The sequence below is a fragment of the Paraburkholderia unamae genome (assembly GCF_003268775.1).
Classification (GTDB): Bacteria; Pseudomonadota; Gammaproteobacteria; order Burkholderiales; family Burkholderiaceae; genus Paraburkholderia; species Paraburkholderia unamae.
In genome coordinates this window covers 1-26,575 of sequence record NZ_QLSU01000010.1, presented here as the reverse complement: position 1 = coordinate 26,575, position 26,575 = coordinate 1, and the positions used below count along the sequence as shown (strand labels likewise).

At 65.5% G+C, this 26,575-nt stretch carries 25 protein-coding genes and 2 pseudogenes; 14 read left to right on the top strand and 13 right to left on the bottom strand.

Translation table 11 applies throughout. From position 1 onward, the window contains the following. Positions 1-10: 10 nt before the first annotated feature. From C7401_RS17680 to C7401_RS17645, 8 genes are all read left to right on the top strand, one after another. A complete protein-coding gene (locus C7401_RS17680; protein ID WP_112172702.1) occupies positions 11-1,687 on the top strand; it encodes a SulP family inorganic anion transporter in 1,677 nt (558 codons plus the stop codon). 227 nt (positions 1,688-1,914) lie between these two features. After that, positions 1,915-3,324: a GH1 family beta-glucosidase gene (locus tag C7401_RS17675; protein ID WP_112172701.1), complete on the top strand. Its 1,410-nt coding sequence runs from the start codon at positions 1,915-1,917 to the stop codon at positions 3,322-3,324. A gap of 150 nt (positions 3,325-3,474) precedes the next feature. Then, the gene (locus C7401_RS17670; RefSeq protein ID WP_112172700.1) at positions 3,475-4,713 is read left to right on the top strand and encodes an ABC transporter substrate-binding protein; all 1,239 of its coding nucleotides are present in this window, start codon (positions 3,475-3,477) and stop codon (positions 4,711-4,713) included. Positions 4,714-4,721: 8 nt separating this feature from the next. Next, positions 4,722-5,666 carry a carbohydrate ABC transporter permease gene (locus C7401_RS17665; protein WP_112172699.1) on the top strand — a complete coding sequence of 315 codons (945 nt, stop codon included), beginning with the start codon at positions 4,722-4,724 and terminating at the stop codon, positions 5,664-5,666. Continuing rightward, positions 5,663-6,592, top strand: a complete 930-nt coding sequence (locus C7401_RS17660) for a carbohydrate ABC transporter permease (protein ID WP_112172698.1) — start codon at positions 5,663-5,665, stop codon at positions 6,590-6,592. The genes C7401_RS17665 and C7401_RS17660 overlap by 4 nt, the downstream gene beginning before the upstream one ends. Before the next feature lie 10 nt (positions 6,593-6,602). Then, the gene (locus C7401_RS17655; protein WP_112172697.1) at positions 6,603-7,700 is read left to right on the top strand and encodes an ABC transporter ATP-binding protein; all 1,098 of its coding nucleotides are present in this window, start codon (positions 6,603-6,605) and stop codon (positions 7,698-7,700) included. Between the two features lie 32 nt (positions 7,701-7,732). Beyond that, complete coding sequence (locus C7401_RS17650; protein ID WP_181565602.1) at positions 7,733-8,740, top strand: substrate-binding domain-containing protein; 1,008 nt, start codon at positions 7,733-7,735, stop codon at positions 8,738-8,740. 88 nt (positions 8,741-8,828) lie between these two features. Beyond that, positions 8,829-9,599 carry an IclR family transcriptional regulator gene (locus C7401_RS17645; protein WP_208948943.1) on the top strand — a complete coding sequence of 257 codons (771 nt, stop codon included), beginning with the start codon at positions 8,829-8,831 and terminating at the stop codon, positions 9,597-9,599. A 62-nt stretch (positions 9,600-9,661) separates the two neighbouring features. Here C7401_RS17645 and C7401_RS17640 read toward each other — a convergent pair whose 3' ends face one another. From C7401_RS17640 to C7401_RS17630, 3 genes are read right to left on the bottom strand one after another with little or no spacing between them, the layout of a single operon-like run. Continuing rightward, a complete protein-coding gene (locus C7401_RS17640) occupies positions 9,662-10,519 on the bottom strand; it encodes a citryl-CoA lyase (RefSeq protein ID WP_112172694.1) in 858 nt (285 codons plus the stop codon). Between the two features lies 1 nt (position 10,520). Further along, positions 10,521-11,717 (bottom strand): CaiB/BaiF CoA transferase family protein, encoded by a 1,197-nt coding sequence (locus C7401_RS17635; RefSeq protein WP_112172693.1) that lies wholly within the window; start codon positions 11,715-11,717, stop codon positions 10,521-10,523. A gap of 24 nt (positions 11,718-11,741) precedes the next feature. After that, entirely contained in the window at positions 11,742-13,181 is a 1,440-nt protein-coding gene (locus C7401_RS17630; protein ID WP_112172692.1) for an MFS transporter, read from the bottom strand. A 224-nt stretch (positions 13,182-13,405) separates the two neighbouring features. On the opposite strand from C7401_RS17630, the gene C7401_RS17625 reads away from it, so the two are divergent. Next, a complete protein-coding gene (locus C7401_RS17625) occupies positions 13,406-14,281 on the top strand; it encodes a DUF2092 domain-containing protein (protein ID WP_181565601.1) in 876 nt (291 codons plus the stop codon). On the opposite strand, the gene C7401_RS45330 is transcribed toward C7401_RS17625, so the two are convergent. Continuing rightward, a complete protein-coding gene (locus tag C7401_RS45330; RefSeq protein WP_146757941.1) occupies positions 14,275-14,463 on the bottom strand; it encodes a hypothetical protein in 189 nt (62 codons plus the stop codon). The genes C7401_RS17625 and C7401_RS45330 overlap by 7 nt on opposite strands. On the opposite strand from C7401_RS45330, the gene C7401_RS46105 reads away from it, so the two are divergent. Continuing rightward, on the top strand, positions 14,392-14,874 hold the full coding sequence (locus C7401_RS46105) for a DUF6515 family protein (protein WP_373864444.1): 483 nt from the start codon (positions 14,392-14,394) through the stop codon (positions 14,872-14,874). The two genes, C7401_RS45330 and C7401_RS46105, sit on opposite strands and share 72 nt — an antisense overlap. 156 nt (positions 14,875-15,030) lie before the next feature. Here the strand turns inward: C7401_RS46105 and C7401_RS17610 are convergent, their stop codons facing one another. Next, positions 15,031-16,068, bottom strand: a complete 1,038-nt coding sequence (locus C7401_RS17610) for a zinc-dependent alcohol dehydrogenase family protein (protein ID WP_112172689.1) — start codon at positions 16,066-16,068, stop codon at positions 15,031-15,033. Between the two features lie 211 nt (positions 16,069-16,279). Beyond that, positions 16,280-16,481 (bottom strand): annotated as a pseudogene (locus C7401_RS46100) (SDR family oxidoreductase); the annotation flags it as partial. Here C7401_RS46100 and C7401_RS17600 point away from each other — a divergent pair. Then, positions 16,478-17,177 (top strand): annotated as a pseudogene (locus C7401_RS17600) (AraC family transcriptional regulator). The pseudogenes C7401_RS46100 and C7401_RS17600 overlap by 4 nt on opposite strands. 6 nt (positions 17,178-17,183) lie before the next feature. Here the strand turns inward: C7401_RS17600 and C7401_RS17595 are convergent. Beyond that, positions 17,184-18,308: a porin gene (locus tag C7401_RS17595; protein ID WP_112172688.1), complete on the bottom strand. Its 1,125-nt coding sequence runs from the start codon at positions 18,306-18,308 to the stop codon at positions 17,184-17,186. A 75-nt stretch (positions 18,309-18,383) separates the two neighbouring features. After that, positions 18,384-18,929: a hypothetical protein gene (locus C7401_RS17590; protein ID WP_112172687.1), complete on the bottom strand. Its 546-nt coding sequence runs from the start codon at positions 18,927-18,929 to the stop codon at positions 18,384-18,386. A gap of 822 nt (positions 18,930-19,751) precedes the next feature. Between C7401_RS17590 and C7401_RS17580 the strand changes: the two genes are divergently transcribed. Further along, positions 19,752-20,372, top strand: a complete 621-nt coding sequence (locus C7401_RS17580) for a class I SAM-dependent methyltransferase (protein WP_112172686.1) — start codon at positions 19,752-19,754, stop codon at positions 20,370-20,372. A 37-nt stretch (positions 20,373-20,409) separates the two neighbouring features. On the opposite strand, the gene C7401_RS17575 is transcribed toward C7401_RS17580, so the two are convergent. Further along, complete coding sequence (locus C7401_RS17575) at positions 20,410-20,634, bottom strand: hypothetical protein (RefSeq protein ID WP_112172685.1); 225 nt, start codon at positions 20,632-20,634, stop codon at positions 20,410-20,412. A 250-nt stretch (positions 20,635-20,884) separates the two neighbouring features. Between C7401_RS17575 and C7401_RS17570 the strand changes: the two genes are divergently transcribed. Both C7401_RS17570 and C7401_RS17565 read left to right on the top strand, forming a co-directional pair. Then, positions 20,885-21,421: a hypothetical protein gene (locus C7401_RS17570; protein ID WP_112172923.1), complete on the top strand. Its 537-nt coding sequence runs from the start codon at positions 20,885-20,887 to the stop codon at positions 21,419-21,421. Positions 21,422-21,637: 216 nt separating this feature from the next. Next, complete coding sequence (locus C7401_RS17565; protein WP_112172684.1) at positions 21,638-22,717, top strand: MBL fold metallo-hydrolase; 1,080 nt, start codon at positions 21,638-21,640, stop codon at positions 22,715-22,717. Positions 22,718-22,820: 103 nt separating this feature from the next. Here the strand turns inward: C7401_RS17565 and C7401_RS17560 are convergent, their stop codons facing one another. The 4 genes from C7401_RS17560 to C7401_RS17545 all read right to left on the bottom strand — a co-directional run. Continuing rightward, entirely contained in the window at positions 22,821-23,783 is a 963-nt protein-coding gene (locus tag C7401_RS17560; RefSeq protein WP_112172922.1) for an electron transfer flavoprotein subunit alpha/FixB family protein, read from the bottom strand. Between the two features lie 10 nt (positions 23,784-23,793). Beyond that, on the bottom strand, positions 23,794-24,543 hold the full coding sequence (locus tag C7401_RS17555; RefSeq protein WP_112172921.1) for an electron transfer flavoprotein subunit beta/FixA family protein: 750 nt from the start codon (positions 24,541-24,543) through the stop codon (positions 23,794-23,796). A gap of 63 nt (positions 24,544-24,606) precedes the next feature. After that, positions 24,607-25,761, bottom strand: a complete 1,155-nt coding sequence (locus tag C7401_RS17550) for a CaiB/BaiF CoA transferase family protein (RefSeq protein WP_112172683.1) — start codon at positions 25,759-25,761, stop codon at positions 24,607-24,609. A 130-nt stretch (positions 25,762-25,891) separates the two neighbouring features. Further along, on the bottom strand, positions 25,892-26,575 hold a 684-nt coding region (locus C7401_RS17545), incomplete at its 5' end, for an electron transfer flavoprotein-ubiquinone oxidoreductase (RefSeq protein ID WP_181565600.1).

Sequence of the window (26,575 nt, the reverse complement as noted above, 5' to 3'; positions counted from 1 at the left end):
GGATGGCGTAATGGCGTTTGAACTGTTTCGTGGTGTACGGCCGCTTTCGCGCGCCTCGGCAATACGCGACGCGCTGGCCGGCGTGCAACTCGCCTCGATGAACGTGCCGCAACTGCTCGGCTATGCGCGCATCGCGGGCATGCCTGCCGTCACCGGCCTCTATACCGGCTTTTTGCCACTCGTTGCGTTCGCACTCTTCGGCGCATCTCGGCATCTCGTGGTGGCCGCCGATTCGGCCACGGCCACCATTTTCGCGAGCCGCCTGACCACCATGGCCACGCCGTCGAGCGCGGAATATGTCGCGCTCGCGGGCATGACCGCCTTGCTCACCGCGATCATGCTGCTGATCGCTCGCGTGTTCCGGCTGGGCTTTCTCGCCGACTTTCTCTCGCGCACCGTGCTTGCGGGTTTTCTCACGGGCGTAGGCGTGCAGGTGGGCGTGGCAATGCTCGGCGACATGCTCGGCCTTACCGTCAATTCGCGGCGCACGGTGCTTCAGGTCAAGCAGATCGTCACGCAGTTGTCCGACATCCATTGGCCCACGCTCGGCATCGCCGTGGCCGTCGTCGCCGCCATTCTGATCTTCAAGCGCTACCGGCCGCGCTGGCCGGTGCCGCTCGTCGCCGTGGCGGGCAGCATTGCCTTGAGCGCCGCGATGAACTTCGCGGGCCACGGCATCTCGGTGATCGGCCCGGTACAGGGCGGCATGCCGCGACTGAGCTTTCCCGCCGTGGGCTGGTTCCAGATGATCGACCTGTTGCAGGTGGCGGCCTCCTGCTTCGTCATCATCGTCGCGCAGAGCGCCGCCACGAGCCGCGCGTTTGCCGAGCGCTACGGCGAGCGCACCGACGAGGACGCGAACATCCTCGGCCTCGCTGCCGCGAACGTGGCGGCCTCGATGAGCGGCGCCTTTGTCGTGAACGGCAGCCTCACGCAAACCGCCATGGCCGACCAGGCCGGCGCGCGCAGCCAGTTCGCGCAACTCGTGTTCGCGGGCGTGGTGCTCGTGGTGTTGCTGTTTTTCAGCCGTCTGCTGCAATACCTGCCGCACTGCGTGCTGGCCGCGATCGTGTTTACGATCGCCGTGGGGCTCGTGAACATTCGCCAGTTGATCGACATCCGCCGCGAGAGTCCCGGCGAATTCCGGCTCGCGGTGACGACGGCGCTCGCCGTGGTCGTGATCGGCGTGGAGAACGGCATCCTCATCGCAATCGGCCTGTCGCTGCTGCGCCATGTGCGCCACAGCTATCGCCCGCACACCATGGTGCTCGTGCCGAACGAGGAGGGCCACTGGCTGCCCGAACCCGCGCAGGCCGGCCAGATCACCGCGCCCGGATTGATCGTTTATCGCTTCGGCGCGGACCTGTTCTATGCAAACGACCATCTGTTCGTGGACGAACTGCGGTTGCTGATCGACAGGGCGCCGTCGCCGGTGCGTTGCGTCGTCGTCGACGCGGCGGCGATCACCGACCTCGATTATTCGGCGGGGCGGGCGGTGATCGACCTCTGCTCGGCGCTCGCCGAGCGCGGCGTCAAGGTGATTTTCGGGCGCGTGAACCGCTATTTGCATGCGGACATGGACCGGCATGGCATCACGCCCGTGATCGGCGTGGCGAACATCTATCCTACGTTACATGAGGCGCTCGCAGCGGTGCGGCCCGAACTGGGCACGCGCACGGAAGATTGATGCGCGTGTAGCAATAATACAAATGTAGTCGTTTTGAGCGGTCTGTGGCATGTGTAGCGACTACATAATAATGTCCAGAAAAACCCCGATTGCCCGGTCGAATTAGCCGCTGATATCGTGCGCTGGAGCGCTGTGGAAGCGCTTCCACTTCACCCGGAACCGGCTGCGCGCAGGACGCGCGCCGGCGTTCCCGCGCAGGAGGTTTCGTGACTCAGGACACCGTTACTTTGCCGCACGCCACCGCAGATGCCGAGGTTGCCGAATTCGCAGCCATAGCCGACGACCCCTTCACGCCACCCGCCGGCTCCGCACTCTGGCGACGGGATTTCCTGCTCGGCGCGGCCACGGCCTCGTATCAGATCGAGGGTGCGGTCAACGAAGACGGCCGGCTGCCGTCGATCTGGGACACCTTCAGCGCAACGCCTGGCAAGGTGCTCGCGGGCGACACGGGCGCCGTGGCCTGCGACCACTATCACCGCTGGGAAGCCGACCTCGACCTGCTCACGCGCCTGAACTTCGAGGCGTACCGCTTTTCGATCGCGTGGCCGCGCGTGATGGACGAGGCGGGGCGGCCCAACGCAAAAGGCATTGCGTTCTACAAGCGCTTGCTGGAGCGCCTGAAGGAGAAGGGCATCCGCACCTTCGCGACGCTCTACCACTGGGACCTGCCGCAGCATCTGGAGGACCGTGGCGGCTGGCTCAACCGCGACACCGCTTTCCGCTTCGCCGACTACGCGGACCTGATGAGCCGCGAGCTGTCGGGCCTCGTCGACGCATGGATGACGCTCAACGAGCCGTGGTGCTCAGCGTATCTCGGCTACGGCAACGGCCACCATGCGCCGGGCCTCGCCAATGGCCGCTACGCCACGCAAGCCATGCATCATCTGCTGCTCGGTCACGGCCTCGCGACCTCGGCGCTGCGCGCGAACGATCCGGCTTCTGCCAAGGGCATCGTCGCGAACGTGGGGCGCGGCACGCCCGATTCGCCTTCCGAAGCCGACGTGCGAGCCGCGCGCCGCTTCGAGGTGCAGCACAACGCGTGGATTCTCGACCCGCTCCTCAAGGGCGAGTACCCCGAGGAACTGTTCGCGCTTTGGCCCGGCGCCGAGCCGTTGGTGCTGGAGGGCGACATGCAGACGATTGCCGCGCCGCTCGACTTTCTCGGCATCAACTACTATTTCCGCACCAACGTGAAGAGCGACGGCGCGAATGGTTTCATCGAGGTGCCGCTCGAAGGCGTCGAGCGCACGCAGATGGGCTGGGAGGTTCACCCCGACGGCCTGCGCGATCTGCTGATCGGCTTTTCACGCACGTATGAAAACCTGCCGCCGGTCTACATCACGGAAAACGGCATGGCCTCGGACGACCGCGTGCGCGACGGCCAGGTGGACGACGCGCAACGCATTGCCTTCCTCAAGCGCCATCTCGCGGCGGTCGATGCGGCGATCGCGGCGGGCGTGGATGTGCGCGGCTATTTCGTGTGGTCGCTGCTCGACAACTTCGAGTGGGCCTTTGGCTATGAGCGGCGCTTTGGCGTCGTGCACGTCGATTACGACACCCAGGTGCGCACGCCCAAGCGCAGCGCGGAACTCATTGCGCGCTTCCTCGCGCGGCGGCGCGCGCTCGACGGTGCCTGACGCAAGCCGCTGATGCTTTTGCAGTGCTTTTGCAGCGCATGTGCAAATCAACCCGGGGCCGCCAACGCTCCGCATGGGCCGGAGTCAGTGCCTGAGCGCCTGACACCGGCCGACAACTGAAGCGCCGACTTCAGATCGACAGGAGACGCAATGAAGCACAACACACCCGTTCTGCGCGGCATCGCGGCCGCGCTAGCGCTGGCCGGCGCATTGGCCGCCCACGCCGCCGAACCGCTCAAGGCCAACGTGATTCACTGGTGGACCTCCGGCGGCGAGTCGGCCGCGATCAAGCAATTCGCGCAGGCCTACGATCAGGCGGGTGGCCAGTGGGTCGACAACGCGATCGCGGGTGCGGACCAGGCGCGCGCCACGGCAATCAACCGCATCGTGGGCGGCGATCCGCCCACGGCCGCCCAGTTCAATACGTCCAAACAGTTTCACGATCTGATCGACCAGGGACTCCTGAATAACGTCGATTCGGTTGCAAACAAGGAGAACTGGAGCGCCATCTTCCCCGAGTCGATTCTCACCGCCATCAAGGTCAACGGGCACTACTACGCGGCGCCCGTGAACATTCACATGCAGGACTGGTTCTTCTATTCGAAGCCCGCTTTCGCGAAGGCGGGCATCAAGGCAGAACCGCAGAATTTCGACGAACTCTTCGCCGATCTCGACAAGCTCAAGGCCGCGGGCCTGATTCCGCTCGCGCTGGGCGGCCAGGCGTGGCAGGAGAAGATCACCTTCGACGCGATTTTCGCCGACATGGACCGCGATCTCTACATGAAGGTCTACCGCGACCGCGACGCGAACGCCGTGAATTCGCCGGCGTTTCGCAACGTGCTCACGACCTTCAAGCGGTTGCATAATTATGTCGATCCGGGCTCGCCGGGGCGCAACTGGAACGACGCCACGGCGCTCGTGATTTCCGGCAAGGCGGGCATGCAGATCATGGGCGACTGGGCCAAGGGCGAGTTCTCGGCCGCCCACCAGGTCGCGGGCAAGGACTTCGGATGCTTCCCCGGCTTCCCCAAGTCGCCGTACATGATCGCGGGTGACGTGTTCGTGTTTCCGAAGACCGACAACGCGCAGCAGGTCAAGGCACAGCAACTGCTCGCCACGGTGATGACGTCGCCGTCCGCGCAGGTCGCGTTCAACCTGCGCAAGGGCTCGATCCCGATCCGCCCGGACGTGGACACCTCGAGCTTCGACATTTGCGCGAAGGAGGGCATGGCGATCATGAAGGACAAGTCGCGGCAACTGCCGAACCCCGAAATGCTGATTCCGCCCGACGTGCAGGGCGCGCTCCAGGACGTCATCACGAACTTCTGGAACAAGAACCAGCCGGTCGAGGAAGCCCAGAAAGCCTTCGCCACGGCCATCAAGAGCTGAGCCGCGCCATGTACGCCCTCAAGCTGCATCCGGTCAAACGTCAGGCGGCGCAAGCGCGCAGCGCGCGCCCCATGCGCAAGCGGCTCTCGCTCGCGGCATGGATCGCGCTCGCGCCCATGGCGGCCACGGTCGTGTTCGCGTACCTGGGCACGATGCTGTGGACAGCGCGCGTCTCGCTGAGCTACTCGCGCTCGCTGCCCACGAACACCTTCGCGGGCGCGACGCAGTACGTGCGGCTGTTCCAGAACGACCGCTGGATCCTTTCGCTGCAAAATCTCGTGATCTACGGGGCCTGTTTCATTCTCGCGTGCCTCGCGATCGGGCTTTTGCTCGCGATCTTCATCGACCAGCGCGTTGCGGCCGAGGGCGCGCTGCGCACGGTGTTCCTCTATCCTTATGCGATGTCGTTCGTCGCGACCGGGCTCGTGTGGCAGTGGATCCTCAACCCCGAGCTCGGCGTGCAAGCGGTGCTGCGGCACATGGGCTTCACGCATGCGCGCTTCGACTGGATCGTCACGCAGCGCTTCGCGATCTATACGCTCGTGATCGCGACGGTGTGGCAGGCCTCGGGCCTCGTGATGGCGCTGATGCTCGCGGGCCTGCGCGGCGTGGACGACGAGATCTGGAAAGCCGCGCGTCTCGACGGCATTCCGCGCTGGCGCGTGTATGCGAGCATCGTCGTGCCGATGCTCAAGACGTCGCTTTCCACGGCGTTCGTGCTGCTCTTCGTGATGGTCGTGAAGCTCTACGACGCCGTCGTCGCCATGACCCAGGGCGGCCCCGGCACCGCGAGCGAGGTGCCCGCGAAATTCATCATGGACTATCTGTTCAACCGCGCGAATATCGGGCTGGCGTCGGCGGCGTCGATCGTGCTGCTCGCCACCGTGCTCGCGATCCTCGTGCCGTTCTTTTATGCGCGCAGCCGCGCGGCGCTCAAGGGAGACCGGGCATGAGCACGCCACTGGCCGATTCGCTGCACCGCGCGCCCGAACGCGCGCGTCCCGCGCGAAGAGGGCGCAAGCCGCGCCGCCTTTTCACGCCCGCACGCCTTGGCGTGTATGCGTTTCTCTTCACCGCTGCGCTGTTCTTCCTGCTGCCGCTCTATGTGATGCTCGTGACCTCGGTCAAGCCGATGGAGGAGATCCGCCTCGGCCATCTGCTCGCGCTGCCCGTGCATTTCACGCTCGCACCGTGGCGCGACGCGTGGGCTTCGGCGTGCACGGGCCTCGATTGCGCGGGCATCCGCGTGGGCTTCTGGAACTCGGTGCGCATCGTCGTGCCCAGCACGCTCTTCTCGATCGCGGTGGGCGCCGTGAACGGCTATGCGCTCTCGTTCTGGCGGCCTCGCGGCGCGGGCGTGCTGTTCGGTATCCTGCTCGCGGGCGCGTTCATTCCCGTGCAGGTGATGGTGTATCCGCTCGTGCGCGTGCTGGCCTTCGTGCATCTTTTCAGTTCGTTGGCGGGCATCGTCGTGATCCACACGATCTTCGGCATGCCGGTCATGACGCTGCTGTTCCGCAACTACTATGCATCTCTGCCGCAGGAGTTGTTCAAGGCGGCGCGCATCGACGGCGGCGGCTTCTGGCGCATCTTTACGCAGCTCATGCTGCCCATGTCGGTGCCCATCATCGTCGTGGCCATCATCATGCAGGTCACGGGCATCTGGAACGACTACATTCTCGGCCTCGTGTTCGCGGGCACCAAAAACCTGCCGATGACGGTGCAGCTCAACAACATCATCAACACGACCACGGGCGAGCGGCTCTACAACGTCAACATGGCGGCCACGATCCTCACCTCTCTCGTGCCGCTCGCGATCTATTTCGTCTCGGGGCGCTGGTTCGTGCGCGGCATCGCCTCGGGCGCGGTGAAAGGCTAGGAGCCATGGCATGGGCAATCTGACCAACGTTGCGGTGCGCAACCTTCGCATCGATCTCGGCGCCAACACGATCATCGACGAGCTCGACCTCGACGTGCGCGCGGGCGAGTTCGTGGTGCTGCTCGGGCCTTCGGGCTGCGGCAAGTCGACCTTGCTGCACAGCATCGCGGGCCTCGTGGATGTGACCGACGGCAGCATCGAGATCGGCGGCGAGGACATGACCTGGGCCGATCCGAAGGACCGGGGCGTGGCGCTCGTGTTCCAGTCGTATGCGCTCTATCCGACCATGAACGTGGAGCGCAATCTTTCGTTCGCACTGCGCATCAACGGCACGCCGAAGCCGGAAATCGAGCGCCGCGTGAAGCGCGCCGCCGACATGCTGCAACTCGGGCCGCTGCTCTCGCGAAAGCCCGCGCAGCTCTCGGGCGGCCAGCGCCAGCGCGTGGCGATCGGGCGCGCGATCGTGCGCGAGGCCGACGTGTTCCTGTTCGACGAGCCGCTCTCGAACCTCGACGCCAAACTGCGCACGGAACTGCGCCGCGAGCTCAAGCAGTTGCACCAGCAACTGGGCGCGACGATGATTTACGTGACGCACGATCAGGTCGAAGCCATGACGCTCGCTACCCGCATGGCGGTGATGAAGGGCGGGGCGATCCAGCAGTTCGGCACGCCCGCCGAAGTCTACGCACGCCCCGAGAACCTGTTCGTCGCGACCTTCCTCGGCGCGCCGCCCATGAACCTGCTGCACGGCAGGCTCGAAGCCGACGAAGGCCGCCTGCGCTTTCGCGGGCCGGGTCTCGACGTCGATGTCTCGGGCTACCCGTTCAAGGCCGCGCCCGACCCGACGCGCGCCTGCGTGCTCGGCGTGCGCCCGGAGGACGTGCACGCGGGCGGCACGGCGCGCACGCACGAAACGGTATGGCAGGGGCGCGTGACGCTCGTGGAACCCATGGGCAATCACCGCGTGCTGTGGATCGATCACGCGGGCGTGCAGATCGCCTCGATCGATCAGGACAAGACGCCGCTCGCCACGGACGCGACGGTGCCGTTCGCGATCGACGGCGCGCATATTTCCCTCTTCGACGAAGCGACGGGCGACAGACTTTGATGACACCCCCCATCGACAACAAGGAACGAATCGTGGCGACCCTGAAAGATGTGGCGGCGCTGGCCGGCGTGGGCCTCTCGACGGCTTCGCGCGCGATCTCGGGCAACGGACCGGTGTCGGCGGAGGCGGCCGCGCGCGTACAGGCCGCCATCGAGCAACTGAACTTCCGGCCTTCGTCGATCGGCCGCGCGATGGCCACCAAGTCGCTCGGCATCATCGGCATCTTCGTGCCGACTTTTTTCGGCTCGTACTACGGCACCATCCTCAAGGAAACCGATACGCAATTGCGCGCCGTGCGCCGTCATGTGGTGGTGGCGACCGGCTGCGGCGAGGCTTCGCCGCGCGAGCAGGCCATCGAGGCGGTGCGCTTTCTGATCGGCCGCGATTGCGATGGCGTGGTGGTCATCAGCCACGATCTCTACGACGACGACCTGCAAATGCTGCACGCCATGCACCCGCGCATGGCGTTCCTGAACCGCGCATTCGATCAGTTACCCGAAGCATCGTTCTGCGCCGACCACTTTCACGGCGGCGAGCTCGCCGCGCGCACGCTCATCGAGCACGGTCATCGCGAACTTGCGGTGATCGGCGGGCCGTCCACGTCGTCGGACAATGCGGCGCGTCTGCACGGCTTCTTCGCGGAACTGGGGCGCCACGGCATCGACCGCAAGTCGGTGCCGCATATCGTCTCGGACTTTTCGCCCGAAGGCGGCTATGCGGCGGCCGGCGCGCTCGTCGAGCAAGGGCGACGTTTCACTGGCCTCTTCTGCGCGAACGACACGATGGCCATGAGCGCGCTCGCGCGACTCCAGCAAGCGGGCTTGCGCGTGCCGCACGACGTTTCGGTGATCGGCTACGACGACGACTATTCGGCCGCCTATATGGCCCCCGCGCTCACCTCGGTGCATATTCCCACGGCGGAACTCACGCGCAATGCGGTGCGCTGGCTGACCAATCAATGCTATGGCACGCAATGGCCGATCGAGCGCAGCTTTCCCGTGACCGTGACGATGCGCGCGTCGGTGGTGCAGGCAAAGTGAGGCGGCGTGCGAGGGCTGCGAACGGCGCGCGGCAGCCCGGCGAGATCGCGTAAAATCTGAGTCGTTCCCAACCCCGCCATTCATGCCCATGCCCGCGCAAGATCCGCTCACTCCGGTCAAGAAAGAAGAGGGCGTCGCTGTCATCGACCGTGCGTGTGCGATCCTGTTTGCGTTCCGCCCGGACGACAACGCGCTCACGCTCGCGGAGCTTGCGGCGCGCACCGGGCTCTACAAGAGCACCTTGCTGCGCCTCGCCGGCGCGTTGATCCAGCATCGCCTGCTGCTGCGCCTCGACGACGGTCGCTATCAGCTCGGCCCCGCCACCTTCGCGCTGGGCGCGCTCTATCAGCGCAGCCTGAATCTGGGCGACATCCTGTTGCCGCTCATGCGCGAACTGGCCGCGACGAGCGGGGAGAGCGTGTCGTTCTACGTGCGCGACAACGCCGTGCGAGTATGCCTGCATCGCGTCGATTCGCTGCACGTGGTGCGCCACCACGTGCGCGAAGGCGATGTGTTGCCGCTCGAAAGCGGCTCGGGCGGGCGCGCGTTGCTGGCATTCGGCGGCGCGCCGGGCGAGCCCTTCGAGGGCATCCGGCGCGACTTCTACTGCATCTCCATCGGCGAGCGCGATCGCGAGACCGCCGGCGTTTCCATGCCCGTGTTCGGCGTGCACGAGACGCTACGCGGCGTGTTCACGCTCGCGGGGCCGAGTTCGCGTATCGACGGCGCCTTCGTCGAGCGCCACCTCGACGCGTTGTTCGACTGCGCGGTGCGCGCTACGGACGCGCTCGGCGGCGACTCGCGCGCATTGCGCGCCGCTCAACGCGCCCACGCTGCGCGCGCCCGGCAAGACGCCTGAGGCCGCGCGCGGCGGGGAGGGCCGGGCGGCGCTTGCACGCGGGCTCCTTCACGGCGCGGCGCTCAAGACTTGTCGAGATGGCGCTCCGGCGCACCGGTATAGGCGTAGGGAATCTGCCGCGGCATGGGCCCTTTGTTGCGCTCGCCGCGCCCGCGCTGCTCCCACGCATGCGCGAGTATGCCCACGGCGCGAGCGAGGCAGAACACGCCGCGCGCCAGTTCCGGCGCGAAGCCCAGTTCCGCGTAAATAACAGCCGTCACGCCGTCGATGTTCATCGGCACAGGCCGGTCTTTGCGTTTTTTCAGCAGCGCTTCGATACCGCGCGCGATCGCCGCGTAGCGGCCCTTGATCGTGCCGGACGCCACGCGTGCGTCGACGAGCGCGAGCAGCCGCCCGGCGCGCGGATCGACGGGATGAAAGCGATGACCGAAGCCGGGCAGATACTTGCCGTGCACGGCGATGAACTCATCAACGCCGGCTTCCACGGCGGCCTCGAGCGTGCTGCCCGCCACGATGCGCGCCGCGATGTCGGCGTAAAGCTCGACCGCCTGCTGGCCCGCGCCGCCGTGCACGTCGTCGAGCGCGTTGAGCGCCGAGGCCATCGCGCCATTGATCGGCAGTCCGCAACTCGTGGCCATGCGCGAAATCGCAATCGAAGGCGCGTGCGGGCCGTGGTCCACCGAGGCCACGAGCGCCGCTTCGAGCAGCGTGGCCTCGTCGTCGCCGGGTAGCTCGCCGCGCAGCATCAGCCAGATCATCTGCGGGAAGCTCACATTGCCGATCAGCTCCTGGATCGGATAGCCGCGCACCTTGATGGAGCCCGGATGGATGTCGATGATCGAGGTGCTCCAGTAGTCCGCGCACAGGGCGGCCAGATCGGGAGTTGCGGGAGCGGCGGTGGCGGGGTTCGTCGTCGGCATGTCAGATCACTCCGTCGTGGTGCAGCGTGTCGATTTGGGCGGCGTCGAAGCCGAGTTGGGCGAGCGTTTCGCGCGTGTGGGCACCGAGCGTGGGCGCGGGCGTGGCGGGGGCCGCGTCGGCGTCGGCCAGACGCAGTCCCGCGCGTGTCACGCGCTGGGCCGCTTCGCCGTGCGCGGCGTCGAACTCGCGCACGAAACGCCGTTCGGCGAGATGCGGGTGCGCGAGAATTTCCGGCACCGAGAGCACGCGGCCAACGGGCACGCCGCGCGCGAGCAGGCGCGTTTCCCAGTTCGCCGCGCTGTCTTGTGCGAGCGCGGTCTCGATCTCGGCCTTGAGTTCGGCGCGATACTGCTTGCGCGTATGGCGCGCGGCGAAGCGTTCGTCGCGGGGCAGGTCGGGGCGGCCGATCACGTCGCACAGACTGTCGAACTGGCGCGTTTCGTTCGCGGCGATGTTGAGCAGGCCCGAGCCGGTGCGGAAGGTGCCGGAGGGCGCGGCCGTGAAGTTTTCGTTGCCCATCGGCGCGGGCTCGACACCCGCGTTCAGGTAATTCGACACGACCCAGCCCATGGTCGCGAGCGTGGCTTCGAGCATCGACACGTCGAGCCGCCGGCCGCGCCCGCTCGTGCGCGCATCGACGAGCGCCGCGCAAATGCCGAACGCGGCGGTGAGGCCGCCCACTGTATCGGAGACGGGATAGCCCACGCGCAGCGGCGCGCTCAGCGCGTCGCCCGTCACGCTCATCACGCCCGACATGCCCTGGATGATCTGGTCATAGGCGGGACGGCTCGAAAGCTCGCCTTCGTCGCCGAAGCCGGAAATCGCGCAGTAGACGAGCGCCGGATTCACTTCGGATAGCTGATCGTAGCCAAGGCCGAGGCGATCCATCACGCCGGGCCGGAAGTTCTCGACGAGTACGTCGGCGTCGCGAACGAGATCGAGCAGAATGGCTTTGCCGCGCGGTTCTTTCAGGTTCAGCGTGACCGAGCGCTTGCCCGCGTTCACGGCCACGAACGATGCGCCCATGTTGCGCGCGGCGGCGTCCTTGTCTGCGCCGAGACGCCGCGCGAGATCGCCGCCTTCAGGATGCTCGACCTTGGTGACTTCGGCGCCGAAGAGCGCAAGTTGATAGGCGCAGAACGGACCCGCGAGCACATTCGACAGATCCAGGACGCGCACGCCGGCTAACGGGAGCATGTTTGCAGCCTCGAAAATAAAGGATTAACGGGAGATATCGTCGAGCGCGCGATTTTTCGTGCGCGGCCCGAAGATGCCGATGGCCGCCATCACCACGATCATTGCGCCGGTGATGAGTGCGAAGACGCCTGGCACACCGAAGTGACGCAGGGCGAACGCAATCATGAAGCCCGAGAACATGGCGGAGAGGCGCGACATCGAGTAGACGAAGCCCACGGCCGTGGCGCGCATGCGCGTGGGGAAAAGCTCGACCTGATACGCGTGATAGCCGACCGAAAGCAGCGTGCCGCCAAGCGTGATGAGCACGCCGAGGAACATGAGCATGGCGGCCGTGGTCTGCATGGCGAACAGCGTGCCGCACACGGCGATGGCGAGCGCGGAGAGCACGACGAGCGTCTTGCGTTCGATGCGATCGGCAATGACCATGCCGAGGAGCGGGCCGAACGGATTGGACGCGGCGATCACGAACGAGTAGAGCAGGCTGTGCGTGACCGTGACGCCCTTCGAAACGAGCAGGGTCGGCACCCACGAGGCGAAGCCATAGAAGCCGATGGCCTGAAAGAGGTTGAACACGAGCAGCGTGATCGTGCGGCGGCGGTAAGGCGGCTGCCAGATTTCGGCGAAACGCGCCTTGGTCGTGGCTTGCGGCGCGGCGGGCTCCACGGCGGGCGCGGGCAGAGGGCGGCCGTACTGCGCCTCGATCTTCGCTTCGAGTTTCGCGAGCACGCCCGCGGCTTCTTCGGTACGCCCGCGCTGGGCAAGCCAGCGTGCGCTTTCGGGCACGCGGCGGCGAATGGCCCACGCGATGAGCGCGCCCAACGCGCCGAACATCACGACCCAGCGCCAGCCGTCGAAGCCGAGCGGCGCGCGCGGCACGAACCACCAGGCGAGCAGCGCGACAGCGGGCACGGCCGTGTATTGCACGAGATGCACGAACGCGAATGCGCGCCCGCGCATGTGCTTGGGCACGAGCTCGCTCACGTAGGTATCGATGGTGACGAGTTCGACCCCCACGCCAATGCCCGCGATGAGCCGCCACAGGTTGATGGAGGGCGCGCTCGTCTGCAAGGCCATGATGCAGGTGGCGACCGAATACCAGAGCAGCGAGGCCGTAAACATCGTGCGTCGGCCGTAGCGGTCGGCAAGTCCGGTCAGGCAGAACGTGCCGATGAAAAGCCCCGCAAACGAGGCCGCCACGAAAGCGCCCAGCCCGGAAAAACCGAAGAACGAGGCCGTGGTGGTCGAGTAGAGACCGCTTTTGACGAGACCCGGCCCCACATAAGCCGTGAAGAACAGATCGTAGAACTCGAACCAGCCGCCCATGGCGAGCAGGAGCACGAGCGTCCAGATGGTGCGCGTGGCCGGCAGGCGGTCGATGCGCGCGTTGATCTCAGCCGCGCTGGCGTTGGCGGCGGCATAACCCCGGAGCGACTCGCTTGTCGCTTCGACTGGCAGGCTGGACATCGGACTCTCCTGGACTCTCTGTTTGGCTGAGATTTGTTGTTCTCCGACGTTCTATCTAACAGAACGTCGTTCTAAAATAATGGCTCGATGATACTGTGTGGCGATGCGCGAACCGACCAGGGCTTTTACTGAGCCCGCGCAGCGAGGAAGGGCGGGTTCGCGGCATGCGGGGCCGCATCGCTGGTAAGCTCGATCGAGTCGTCCGTGTTCGCCAAGGAGACGCCGTGAAGAAAAGAGTCTTTCCTGGAGTCATTCCCGCCACGCTCGCCGTGTCGCTCTGCGCAGCTGCCGTGCTCGCCGGCTGCGCGCATCCGCAAAATGCCGGGCATGCGCCCGTGCAATCGAACGTCCCGTCGCCGCTCGCCGATCTCGACAGTGGGGCGAGCGGGGCGGCGGCCGCGAGTGCGCCACCGGCCGTCGACGCACAGGCCACCGACGCGCTCGACGCCATGGGTGCTTATCTGCGCACGCTGCATCAATTCGAGGTCAGCGCGGACACCTCGACCGACGTCGTGCTCGACAACGGCCAGAATGCCGCGCTGCTGCGCCACACGATGCTCAAGGTCAAGCGGCCCGACCGCATGCGCGCCGAGGTGACCGGCAACGGCAATGTGCGCGGCCTCGTCTACGACGGGCGTCATTTCACGATCTTCAACCAGAAGAAGGGCTACTACACACGCAACGACGCGCCGCCAACGCTCGATGGCCTCGTGCGCGAACTCGCGAATACCTGGCACATCGAAGCACCGCTCGCGGATCTGTTCTATTGGGGCAACGGCAAGGACGACAACGCGGCGATTACCTCGGCGCAGGTGCTCGGCGTGGAGAAGGTCGATACGCGCTGGTGCACGCATTACGCGTATCAGCAGCCGGGCGCCGACTGGGAACTGTGGATCGAGCAGGGCAAGCGCCCGCTGCCGTGCCACATGGTGATCACCGATACGACCCAGCCTACGCGGCCCCGTCATGAGGTGACCTACCACTGGAATCTGGCTCCGGCCTTCGTGGCGTCGACGTTCGTGTTTCATCCGCAAGCCGGCGCGAAGCAGATCGAGCTCAAGCCGGCGGCCGCACGGCCTTCGTTCGAGGAGGCTCAATGACGATCAAGCGCACGCAGCAAGTCATTGCGGCCGGCATCGTCGTGGCGTTGGCCGCGGCAGCGCCCGAGGCGCTCGCGTTTCGCGGCATGGCGCGCACGAGCATTCATCCGATGGGGGGAGGTTTTGGCGGCGGAGGGTTTCACGGACGCCCCGGATTCAACGGCGGCGGCGAGCAGTTTCATGGCGGGCCGCCACCGGGGCCGACGCCCGGTCCGCGTCCGCCGGGCCCTGGGCCGGCGCCAGGACCGCATCCACCGGGGCCGCCGCCGGGACCTGGGCCAGGCCCCGGTCCTGGACCGCATCCGCCCGGGCCGCCTCCAGGGCCGCCGCCCGCGCCCGGTCCTCATCCACCCGGGCCGCCTCCGCCGCCTCCAGGCTATTGGGGCGGAGGTTGGTATGTCGACCCGGTGGCAGCCGCCGTGACCGTGGGCGTGACGGCTGCCGTGGTCGGTTCCATGGTCGCGACGTTGCCGCCGTCGTGCGCGACGGTCGTGATCGACGGCGTGGCGTATGAGCAGTGTGGATCGACGTGGTATCAGCCGACGTATGTCGGCACGGAGGTTCAGTACGTCGTGGTGACGGCGCCGCGGTAATGTGGCGCGCACAGCCGGTCTCGACAATCGGGTCGAGGCCGGCTGGTTGGGGCGCGGGCCGGTTTGGCGGGTTATCGATGTCTATTTTTCGTATTTAACATAAGACAAATTAGCGAACTTTTTTGAGACGTTTTTAAACATCGATCAAACCCCGCCTCACATCTCCACAATGACCTTGAGCGCCTGCGTGCTGGCCGCGTGCGAAAACGTCTCATACGCCTTGTCCATCTCATCGAATGCGAACCGGTGCGTGATCAGCCGGTTCGGATCGATGCGTCCGGCGCGCACCGTTTTGAGCAACATGGGCGTGCTGACCGTATCGACGAGCCGCGTCGTGATCGACACGTTGCGGTCCCACAGCTTGTCGAGAAAGATCGACGCTGGCACGCCATGCACGCCGATGTTTGCAATCACGCCGCCCGGTGCCACGATCTGCTGGCACAGTTCGAACGTCGCCGGCACGCCGACGGCCTCCATGGCGCAATCCACGCCCACGCCGTCCGTGAGCTTCATGACCGCCTCGACGGCGTCACCCGCGCGCGGATCGACGCACGCCGTGGCGCCGAAGCGCTTCGCGCATTCCAGGCGGTTGGCATCCATGTCGATCATGATGATCTGCGCGGGCGAATAAAACTGCGCCGTAAGCAGCGCGGCCAGCCCGATCGGTCCCGAGCCCACAATGGCCACCGTGCTGCCGGGCTCGACTTTCCCGTTGAGCACGCCACATTCGAAGCCCGTGGGCAGAATGTCCGAAAGCATCACGAGCGCCGCTTCGTCGAGGCCGTCGGGAATGCGGTACAGGCTCGTTTGCGCATGGGGAATGCGCACATATTCGGCCTGGGTGCCGTCGATGCGGTTGCCGAGAATCCAGCCGCCGGTCTTGCAGTGCGAGTACATGGCGCGGCGGCAATATTCGCATTGTCCGCAGCTCGAAATGCACGACACGAGCACATGATCGCCCACTTTCAGATCGGTCACGCCGGTGCCGGTTTCGTGCACGACGCCCACGCCTTCGTGGCCGAGAATGCGGCCCGGCTCGCAGGTCGGCACGTCGCCCTTGAGGATATGCAGATCGGTTCCGCAGATCGTCGTCTTCGTCATCTTGACGATGGCGTCGCCGGGACCTTGCAGTTCGGGTATCGGCCGTGTTTCGAGCGCGAATTTGCCCGGACCGTTGTAGACCAGTGCTTTCATGTTCCCTCCAGCATTGAGCGGAAAGATGCGGAAATCATGCGAAAAGGCCGGAAATGATCCGGCGCGCGGATAAGGGGTGTGGCGGCGAGAGATTGCGCGCGTTCCGCCCCTTGATCGGAGTGACGTCATCGCCCTCGCCTTGATCATCGTAGTACGTATGCCCCGTCGATCGCGCTGCGCTGCGCGCCTATGTCGCGTGCCCCTTCAAAGGCTAGACGCTGCCGTACGCGCTCCATCCACCATCGACGTCGAGCACCGTGCCCGTGATGTAGCTCGCCGCATCCGAGGCCAGAAACGCGATGCCTTGCGCAATCTCTTCGGGGGCCGCGAACCTGCCGAGCGGCGCGGTTCATCTGCCCGTTGCTGGCTAGCCGCTTGACCAGTTCGGTGTTCACGTAACCCGGCGCGACTGCCCGGGCTGGACGCATTCAATTTCGAGTGGATCCCCGAGTGCAGCCGCCCGAACGACTGGCGCATCGCCGCACACCGGAACGGCACGCTATTGCAGATTTTGCACATCCGAGGGGGCGGCGGTCATGTGGTGATCGAGAGCGAGCCGCACGCGTTCGCCCCGCCCTGCCTCGTACTATTGCCGGCGCAAACGGTGCATGCGTTCGAATTCACATCGGATGCGGACGCCCTCGTGATTACCGTCGTGCAGCGGGCCACCGTCATTCCCGTGCGCGGCCTGATCGCGAGCGTGAGCATGCTGATGCCGATCTTCGCGTTGCTCGAACAGGAATTTCGCGGCAGCGCCCGCGTCCGCGAGCGGCAGCCGTCGCGACGCCCTGCTGAGTCGCTTTCGTGAACGCGTTGCGGCGCACTATCGCGAGCGCCAGCCGGTCGAATTCTATGCCGGACGGCTGGGGGTGACATCGGCGCAACTCGCGCGCACCTGCCGCGAGGCGCTCGGTTATTCGCCCACGGCGGTCGTCAACGAGCATCTAATTCGCGAGGCGCAGCGCGACCTCGTCTATTCGCCGCTCAGCGCGAAGCAGATCGCCCATCAGATGGGTTTCAGCCGCTATTTCCGCAAGCAAACGGGCTGCACGCCGGGCGAATTCCGCGAGTCGGCGCACCGGCAGATGCTCGATGCGCCGCGTGGGTAGCCGCGATCAGAACAGATGCCGGATGCCGACCTGCACGCCGAACTGGCTTTGGCCGGGTCCGGGTGTCAGGAACGAACCCGTCGTAATGCTCGCGCCCGCCATCTTGAACTGCGCGGTGCCATAGTTCTTCAACTCCGAAATCGTGCCGTAAAGGCGTGTGCCTTTCGAGAGGTCGTAGTTCACGATCGCCCCGTATTGCAGGGCGTCGTTGCCGAGCGACGAACTGTCCTTGATATAGGCGGCACCGGCGCCCACGCTGAAAAACGGGGTGAAGCGGTAATCGGCCGAGAACGAATAGGTGCTATGCCAGTCTCCCGCGACATTGCCCACCGGCCCCACCGCCGGGTCGTATTTGCCCGCGGGGTTGCTGAGCGCGTTGCCCGTCGACGCTGAAATGACCTCGTTGGCGCGGAAATAGCCGATGTAAATGCGGCCCCAGCCGTAGTCGAGATTGCCGCCCGCCATGAATTCCTGCACGCGGTTCGAAGCGGTCGCGTTCGCCGCGTTCAGATACGCGAATGCGAGATATACCGGCCCCTGGGTCGTCTGCACGCCTGCCTGATAGACGGCATTGCCCGCGAGCGTGCCGGGCTGCCCACCCACCGAGTAATGCAACTCGACCTGCGTTCCATAGAACTTGGGCGAGAGCCACGCAATGTCGTTATCGACACGCGCGAGCCAGTTCGCGAAATTGTTGTAGCCCGAGGCGTAGGTTGCGGCGCTGAACGCGTCCATATTGCCGCTCCAGGCGAACATCGGTGTGTTCTGGCGTCCGAAGCGCACCTCGCCAAACCCGCCGCTCACGCCCACCCACGCCTGGCGGTCGAAGAAGCGATAGCTGTTCTGCACCTTGCCCGTGCCAGGGTCGAAACCGTTCTCCAGCGCGAAGTTCACGCGGTATCCGCCGCCAATATCTTCCGTGCCGCGCAAGCCCCAGCGGCTCGTCATTTCGCCGTTGTTGCCGAGCACGGCGAGTGAAGTGGTCTTGCCGTCGATTTTCGTGTTCTGGTAGCCGGCGAACACGTCCAGCACGCCGTAGAGCGTCACCGACGACTGCGCCATGGCCGGCGCACTGACGAGCGTGGCGGCGCAGATTGCCGATAATCTAAGGAATCCTTTATTTATTGCCATCGCGATGTTCCCCTGGTATTGATCTCTGGATTTCTTGACTGCCTGGTTTGCCGGTAAATCGGCGCGGGCCTGGTGTCAGCGTGCGCGGTCGGTCGCCAGCAGGCGCTTGACGACGAGCGCGAGCGGCACGGTGAAACAGAAGTGCGACATGAAGCCGCCAATGATGACGACCGGGTCGTAGTAGTTCGGATGGTTAGTGGAGGCGATCATGATCGCCACGTGCATGACGATCCACGCGAGGATCGCGTAGAACAGCGCAATGAACGTGGCCTCGTAACCGCGTCGGCGGAAATACGGCCAGATCGCGGCGAACAGCACGCCCCACGCGATGGCGAACACGAAATGGATGGCGGTGCCGAGAAAGTACGCCCAGATGCCGAGCCCGTCTTGCACGGCCTTGCCGAACACGAGCCCGGTCGCGTTGCGCGGGATGCCCGCAAGCGGCATCAAGTGCTGCGCGCCGACCCAGATGAGCGCCTCGTAGATCCAGATGATCACCGCGCCCGTTAGTCCGCCCGCAATGCCGGCACGCAGGATTGCGTGCAAGCCTGGCTTACCGCCGGCTTGCGTGCCTGCATCTTGACCGTACCCGCTGTTGCGTACGCTTGCGTTGCCGTCCATAGTCGCCTCCCCTGTTATCGCTGCACAAGCAGAATTGTCGTGACGATAGAAAGGCGGGAATGCGAAAACCACATCGGGTTAACGTCAGGCGGGTGGCGAGCAGTCCGGCAGAAAGCGCGCGCAAGCCGCCTGCAATGCCCGCAATTTGCAGCGCAGCATCATGCTGGGCAAGGCTCGGCGGCCCGCAACCGGACAACGGCGAGGGCGCGCTCGCTCAACTGCTCTGCTCGCCGCCGATAAGAGAAATCGATACGGCGGAAACGACTTCGCAACGCCTGGACCCGCGCAGCCGTGGTGAAAGGGCCTATGCGTGTAGGTTCGGGCGGCCTTCAGCCCTTGTGTAATCCAGGGTTTTCTCTCGGTCCGCACGGGTATGCCGCCCTTCTTGCTTCTTTGTGGCTCTCGATTGTCGTGGGATCGAGTGACAGCGAAAACGCGACCTTCCATCACATAGTTTAGATAACTCTTATTATCATAATATAGTGATTTAACATTGAAACATGAGGTCTGCAAAACGCGTGAGACGAAGGTTCAGGAGTACGGCTTTTCCGCAACATTCGCGACACGGCCAGCCCGCCGCGCCGTGCCGCGGGATTGCGGTCCTGCCGCGCTGGGCCGTTCACACCTATCTTCAGCGACAATACGTGACGGGCCGGCCGATTACGCCCACCGGCCTCTGCGACGTTGCCCGCGCGCAGCACCGCTCCTTATGTCGTCGAATTCCTCTCGCTCATCAAGGAGACGAGTTCGCAGACGCTGCCGGATATCGAGCTTTGCGAGTGAGCGGGCGAGCCGGTCACCGAGTCAGAGGCAGGAGGCCTTATGCAATCCCGCGATCACTGGAATCGCGTCTACACGACGAAGACGCCTGCCAGCGTAAGCTGGTTTCAGGAGCACGCACGGCAGTCCGTGGCGCTCATCCAGGAGTCGGGCATGCCGAAGGAGGCGGGGATCATCGATGTTGGCGGCGGCGCGTCCACGCTCGTTGACGATCTCGTTGCGCAGTGCTACCGCGACATCACGGTGCTGGATCTTTCGGATGCCGCACTGGCGGCGGCGAAGGCCCGGCTGGGCGAAAGCGCAAGCCGTGTTTCGTGGATCGCGGGTGACATCACGCAAGTCGAGCTACCCGTGCACGCCTACGATGTCTGGCACGACCGCGCCGTGTTTCACTTCCTGACGAGCCAGGAAGACCGCGAAGCGTATGTGAGAGCGGTACTGCGGGCGGTCAAGCCCGGCGGCATCGTGATCGTGGCGACCTTCGCCGAAGACGGCCCCGACCATTGCAGCGGGCTGCCCGTGATGCGCTACAACGCCGACGCGCTGCATGCCGAATTCGGCGCGCCATTTACGCTGCTGAAACAGGAACGCGAAGAACATCACACGCCGGCCGGCGCCACGCAGAAGTTCATCTATTGCATGTGCCGCAAGACGGCCTCCTGAGCGGCGCGTGCGTTGCACGCACGCCGCACCGTCATTTTCAGGGCGCGAAGGCGAGCGCCGCATCGTCGGGCAGGCTTTCGAGCACGCGGCTGCCGTCGCTGCGCGCCGCGTGTTCGCCGTCGAATGTCGTTTCGCTGTAGGCGATGACCTTGAAGCCACTGCCGGCCGACCTGGGGATCGTGATGCCCCAGTGCCAGCCCCCTTCCTGTTCAAAGACGTGTAGCTTCAGAACTGCTTGCAGTGCGGGAGATCGATTCGTCATGTCACGCCCTCCTTTTCCAAGCTTCGAGGCACCCGGCAGACCTCTTCAGTGTAGGCATCATTTTGTTGCGGTGCAATAAATATCGACATTGAGCGCCGATGCTACGCCATTGGGCGTCGCGATCCGGCAACAAAGGGCAACAGGTCGCAACAAGCGGCAAAAAACGTAAGCAAACATATTCAGGATGGAAGCCGGGCCCTCACATAAACCGTATATACTATTTATACCGTTTTAATTTCACGAGATGATCATGAGCGAAGTCACGGCGCGCAAGCCGACCAGCAAAGCGTTTTACTTTCCGACATCGCCTGATGAAGCGAAGCCCGCAAACAAGCGTCCGGCCAAGTCGGCCGGATCGGAGAAGCCGGTGAAGGCCGCCAAGGCTGCCACCGTCGGCAAATCGAGCCGCGCAAAATCGAAAACCGGCGCAAAGACGAACGCGAAGACAAACGCAAAGGCAGATACGAAGGCAGACACGAAAGCGAGCGTCGCCGCGCCCGCTGAGGAAGCCGCAAAGAAGCCCGCGCGCGAAGCCGCTGTGAAGGGCAAGGACAAGCGCGCCAAGAAGGACAAGGTCGTGCGCGACAGCTTCACAATGCCCAAGGCCGACTACGACCGTATCGCCAGCCTCAAGCAAAAGTGCCTTGAAGCCGGTGTCTCGGTGAAGAAGAGCGAGCTTTTGCGCGCGGGTCTGCAATTGCTCGAAGCCTCGTCGGAAAAGCGTCTGGTCGCGGCCATCGCGGCGCTCGAAACCGTCAAGACGGGACGCCCGGCCAAGGACGAATAATCCCTTGCCAGATGCCGTGCCATAGCGTGCGCACCGGCATGCTGCAAGAAGGGGCTACGCGAAACCCCACGCTTGATCGCAAGCGTGGGGTTTTTTGTTTGGCTCGTCGCGCGCCGATCTCCTCCTAACGAACGTCGCGGGGCACCCTGTATTCGCGCTATGCTGCATCGGACGCGCGACGCTCTGCGCCCACGATTTCATGACGGATCCCGAGGCATGACCGAACGCACCGACGACACCGAAAACAGCGCGCGCGTGGCGCTGCGCTACCCCTTTGCCGAACCGCCCGCCCCCGGCGCCACTCTCGAAGTCGCGCCGGGCGTGCGCTGGCTGCGCATGCCGCTGCCCTATGAGCTCGATCACATCAACGTGTGGCTGATCGACGAAGCCGATGGTTGCGCCGTCATCGACACGGGTACGCGCACGGATGCGGCCACGGCCGTGTGGCGCGCGCTGTGCGCGCAAACAGGCGAAGCCAGAGCGGTGCCGCGCGTGACGCGTGTGTTCGTCACGCACATGCATCCGGACCACGTGGGCATGGCCGGTTGGCTCACGCGCGCATTCGGCTGCCGCCTCTGGATGACACGCACGGAGTACTTCAACTGCCGCGTGGCCGCTTCGGACACAGGGCGCGAAGCCCCCGCCGACGCGCTCGACTTCTATCGCCGCGCAGGCTGGAGCGAATCGGCCATCGATGTGTATCGCGCGCGCTTCGGCCGCTTCGGTCAGCATATCCACCCGTTGCCCGACAGCTTCCGGCGCATGCAGGACGGCGACGTCGTGCGCATCGGCGCGCATGACTGGCGCGTGATCGTCGGCATGGGGCATTCGCCGGAGCATGCCTGCCTCTACTGCCCGGCGCTGAAGCTATTCATTTCCGGCGACCAGGTGCTGCCCCGCATCTCGTCGAACGTTTCGGTCTATCCGATCGAACCCGACGCCAATCCGATGGCGCAGTGGTACGCATCGCTCGATAAATTGCAAAACGAAGTGCCCGACGACGTGCTCGTGCTCCCCGCGCACAACGATTGCTTCTACGGTTTGCACGCGCGCATCGAACGGCTGCGCCGGGGTCAGGACAAGAGCTTCGATCGCCTGCGCGCGACGCTTGCGCAACCGCGCCGGGCCGTGGACGTGTTCGGCGCGCTGTTCGCGCGGCGCATCGGCGAGGACGACCTCGGGCAGATGAGCCTCGCCACCGGCGAGAGCCTGGCATGCCTGAATTACCTCATCGATCGCGGCGAGGTTCGACGTGAACTGCGCGAGGACGACGTGTTCTGGTACTCGCTGGCTTGACCCGCGCGGCGGTAAAAAAACAGGGAAGGCGAAATACGCCTTCCCTGCCACAAGCCGCATCGACGGCACGCACCGGAAATCAACGCCAGCGCGGCGCGAACGTTCAAAGCTCCGCGACGAGCGCCGGCACCGCTTCGAACAGATCCGCTTCGAGTCCGAAATCGGCCACGCTGAAAATGGGCGCTTCGGCATCCTTATTGATGGCCACGATGACCTTCGAGTCCTTCATGCCCGCGAGGTGCTGGATCGCGCCCGAAATGCCGCACGCGAAATACACCTGGGGCGCGACGATCTTGCCCGTTTGACCCACTTGCCAGTCGTTCGGCGCGAAGCCCGCATCCACCGCCGCGCGGCTTGCGCCGAGCGCGGCGCCAAGCTTGTCGGCGAGCGGCGTGAGCACGGCATTGAACTTGTCGCTGCTGCCGAGCGCACGGCCGCCGCTCACGACGATGCGCGCGTCCGCAAGCTCGGGCCGCTCGTTCTTCGTCACGACACGTTCGACGAACGCGCTCAGGCCGCTGTCCGCCACCGCGCCAACGCTCTCCACCTGCGCCGCGCCGTCTTGCGCCGCAGCGGCGTCGAAGCCGGTCATGCGCACCGTGAGCACCTTCACCGCTTCGGCGCTCTGCACGGTTTGAATGGCGTTGCCCGCGTAGATCGGGCGCTCGAACGTGTCGGCGCTCACCACGCGCGTGATCTCCGAGATCTGCGCCACGTCGAGCAGCGCCGCCACCCGAGGCGCGACGTTCTTGCCCACGCTCGTGGCCGCGAAGAGGATGTGTCCGTAGCTCGACGCAACGGTCAGCACCTGGGCCGCGAGATTTTCGGCCAGCGCATCGGCCAGGGCCGGGCCGTCGGCGTGCAGCACCTTCGCGACGCCGGCGATGCGGGCCGCCGCCTGCGCCGCGCCCGCCGCGTTGTGGCCCGCCACCAGCACGTGCACCTGATCGCCGCACTGGAGCGCGGCCGTCACGGTGTTGAGCGTGGCCGACTTGATCGAAACATGATCGTGCTCGGCCACGACCAGCACCGCTTTAGCGGCATTGCCAGGATTACCAGCAGTCATTTGCATCCCCTCAGATAACTTTCGCTTCGTTCTTCAGCTTCGCGACCAGCGTGGCGACGTCGGGCACCTTCACGCCGGCGGCACGACCCGCGGGCTCCACGGTGCGCAACGTGGCGAGGCGCGGCGTGACGTCGACGCCCAGTTGCGCGGGCGTGGTCGTATCGAGCGGCTTCTTTTTCGCCTTCATGATGTTGGGCAGCGTGGCGTAGCGCGGCTCGTTCAGGCGCAGGTCGGTCGTGACGATGGCCGGCAGCGCGAGCTGCACGGTCTCGAGGCCGCCGTCGATCTCGCGCGTGACGCGCGCCTTGCCGTCAACGATCTCCACCTGGCTCGCGAACGTCGCCTGCGGACGCGCGGCGAGCGCGGCCAGCATCTGGCCCGTCTGGTTGCAGTCGTCGTCGATGGCCTGCTTGCCGAGAATGACGAGCTGCGGCGCTTCCTTGTCGATCAGCGCCTTGAGCAGCTTCGCCACCGCGAGCGGCTCGAGCGCGGCGTCGGTCTCCACCAGCACGCCACGATCCGCGCCGATCGCCATGGCCGTGCGCAGCGTCTCCTGGCAGGCCGCGGGGCCGCACGAGACCACCACCACCTCGCTTGCCACGCCCTGCTCTTTCAGGCGCACGGCCTCTTCCACGGCAATCTCGTCGAACGGATTGATGCTCATCTTGACGTTCGCGAGATCGACGCCCGAGCCGTCGGCCTTGACGCGCACTTTCACGTTGGCGTCCACCACACGCTTGACTGCTACCAACACCTTCATGTCTTCCTCCCTATTGCTGCATTCGCTGCATTCGCTGCCGCCGCCCGCAACGCGCGGCGGCATTTACACCTGGTAACCCAGCCCGCGCTCGCACATGCGCGCGACGCTGGCTTCGTCGAACCCCCAGTCGAGCAACGCGGCGAGGCCATGCTCGCCGCGCGCGGGCGCCTTGTGGCCGATGGCCGAGGGCGTGGCCGAAAAACGGGGCGCGGGCGCCGGCTGCACGACGCCATGCGCCTCGACGAAACTGCCGCGCGCGACGTTGTGCGGGTGCGCGGGCGCTTCGGAAAAACCCAGCACCGGCGCGACACACGCGTCGCTGCCTTCGAACGCGGCGCACCATTCGTCGCGCGTACGCGAGCGGAACGCCACCTCGAAATGCTGTCGCAACACGGGCCAGCCCTTGCGGTCGTGCTGCTTCGGCAGGTCGGCGTTGGCGAGCCCGAGCTTGTCGAGCAACTGCGCGTAGAAGCGCGCTTCCACCGCACCGACCGCCATGTAATGGCCGTCTTTCGTGAGATAGCTGTCGTACCAGGGCGTGCCGCCGTCGAGCAGATTGCTTTCGCGCGTTTCGCGCCAGTTGCCCGAAGCAATCAAGCCCCAGACGATCGAGCCGAGCTGGGCCGCGCCCTCGACCATTGCCGCGTCCACCACCTGTCCGCCGCCGCCGCGCTGCACGTTGCACAACGCGGCCACCACACCGAGCGCGAGCAGCATGCCGCCGCCGCCATAGTCGCCTACGAGGTTCAGCGGCGGCACCGGCGCCTCGCCCGCGCGGCCGATGCCGGACAGCACGCCCGACAACGCGATGTAGTTGAGATCGTGCCCGGCGCGCTGCGCGAGCGGCCCGGATTGGCCCCAGCCCGTCATGCGGCCGTAGACGAGCTTCGGATTACGCGCGAGCGCCGCTTCGGGCCCGAGGCCAAGACGCTCCATCGCGCCGGGACGAAAGCCCTCGATCAGCACGTCGGCCTCGGCGATCAGGTCGAGCGCGACCTGTGCCGCTTCGGGGCGCTTGAGGTCGAGCGTGATCGAGCGGCGGCCGCGCCCCGTCACGTCCACATGCGCGCCTTCGCGCTTTGGCCCGAGATCCTCGGGGGCGACGGGCCGGTTGATGCGGATAATGTCCGCCCCCATGTCCGCCAACAGCATCGTGCCAAAGGGAGCCGGGCCGATTGCCTCGAACTCCAGTACGCGAAAACCGCTCAATACACCCATGCCCTGTCTCCGATTCGTTGTGCCTGCCAGCCGACGTTGTGTTCACTGGCCATAACCACGAACTTAAGGCAGAACGAGCCGGCTGCAACCACCCGGAAGCGGTGGGTGGGCGGTTCGGAGGGGGCGCGACTTACATGTTCGGATAGTTCGGGCCGCCGCCGCCCTCCGGCGTGACCCACACGATGTTCTGCGTCGGGTCCTTGATGTCGCAGGTCTTGCAGTGCACGCAGTTCTGCGCGTTGATCTGGAGGCGGTGATCGTCCTGTTCGTCCTTCACGAACTCGTAGACGCCCGCAGGACAGAAGCGCGCCTCGGGGCCCGCGTAGGTCGCGAGGTTGATGCCGACCGGCACCGTCATGTCCTTGAGCGTCAGGTGCGCGGGCTGGTTTTCCTCGTGGTTCGTGTTGGAGATGAACACGGAGGAAAGCCGGTCGAACGTGAGCTTGCCGTCAGGTTTCGGATACTCGATCGGCTTGCACTGCGCAGCGGGCTTGAGCATCTCGTGATCGCGATGCTGGTGATGCAGCGTCCACGGCACGGTGCCGCCCAGCAGCTTCTGCTCGATGCCGACCATGAACGTGCCGAGATACAAGCCCTTGCTCATCCACTGCTTGAAGTTACGCGCCTTGTACAGCTCCGTGTAGAGCCACGACTGCTTGAAACCTTCGGGGTACTGCGTGAGTTCGTCGCTCTGGCGGCCCGCCTGCACGGCTTCGAACGCGGCGTCGGCGGCCAGCATGCCGGTCTTGATCGCCGCGTGGCTGCCCTTGATGCGCGAGGCGTTCAGGAAGCCCGCATCGTCGCCCACGAGCGC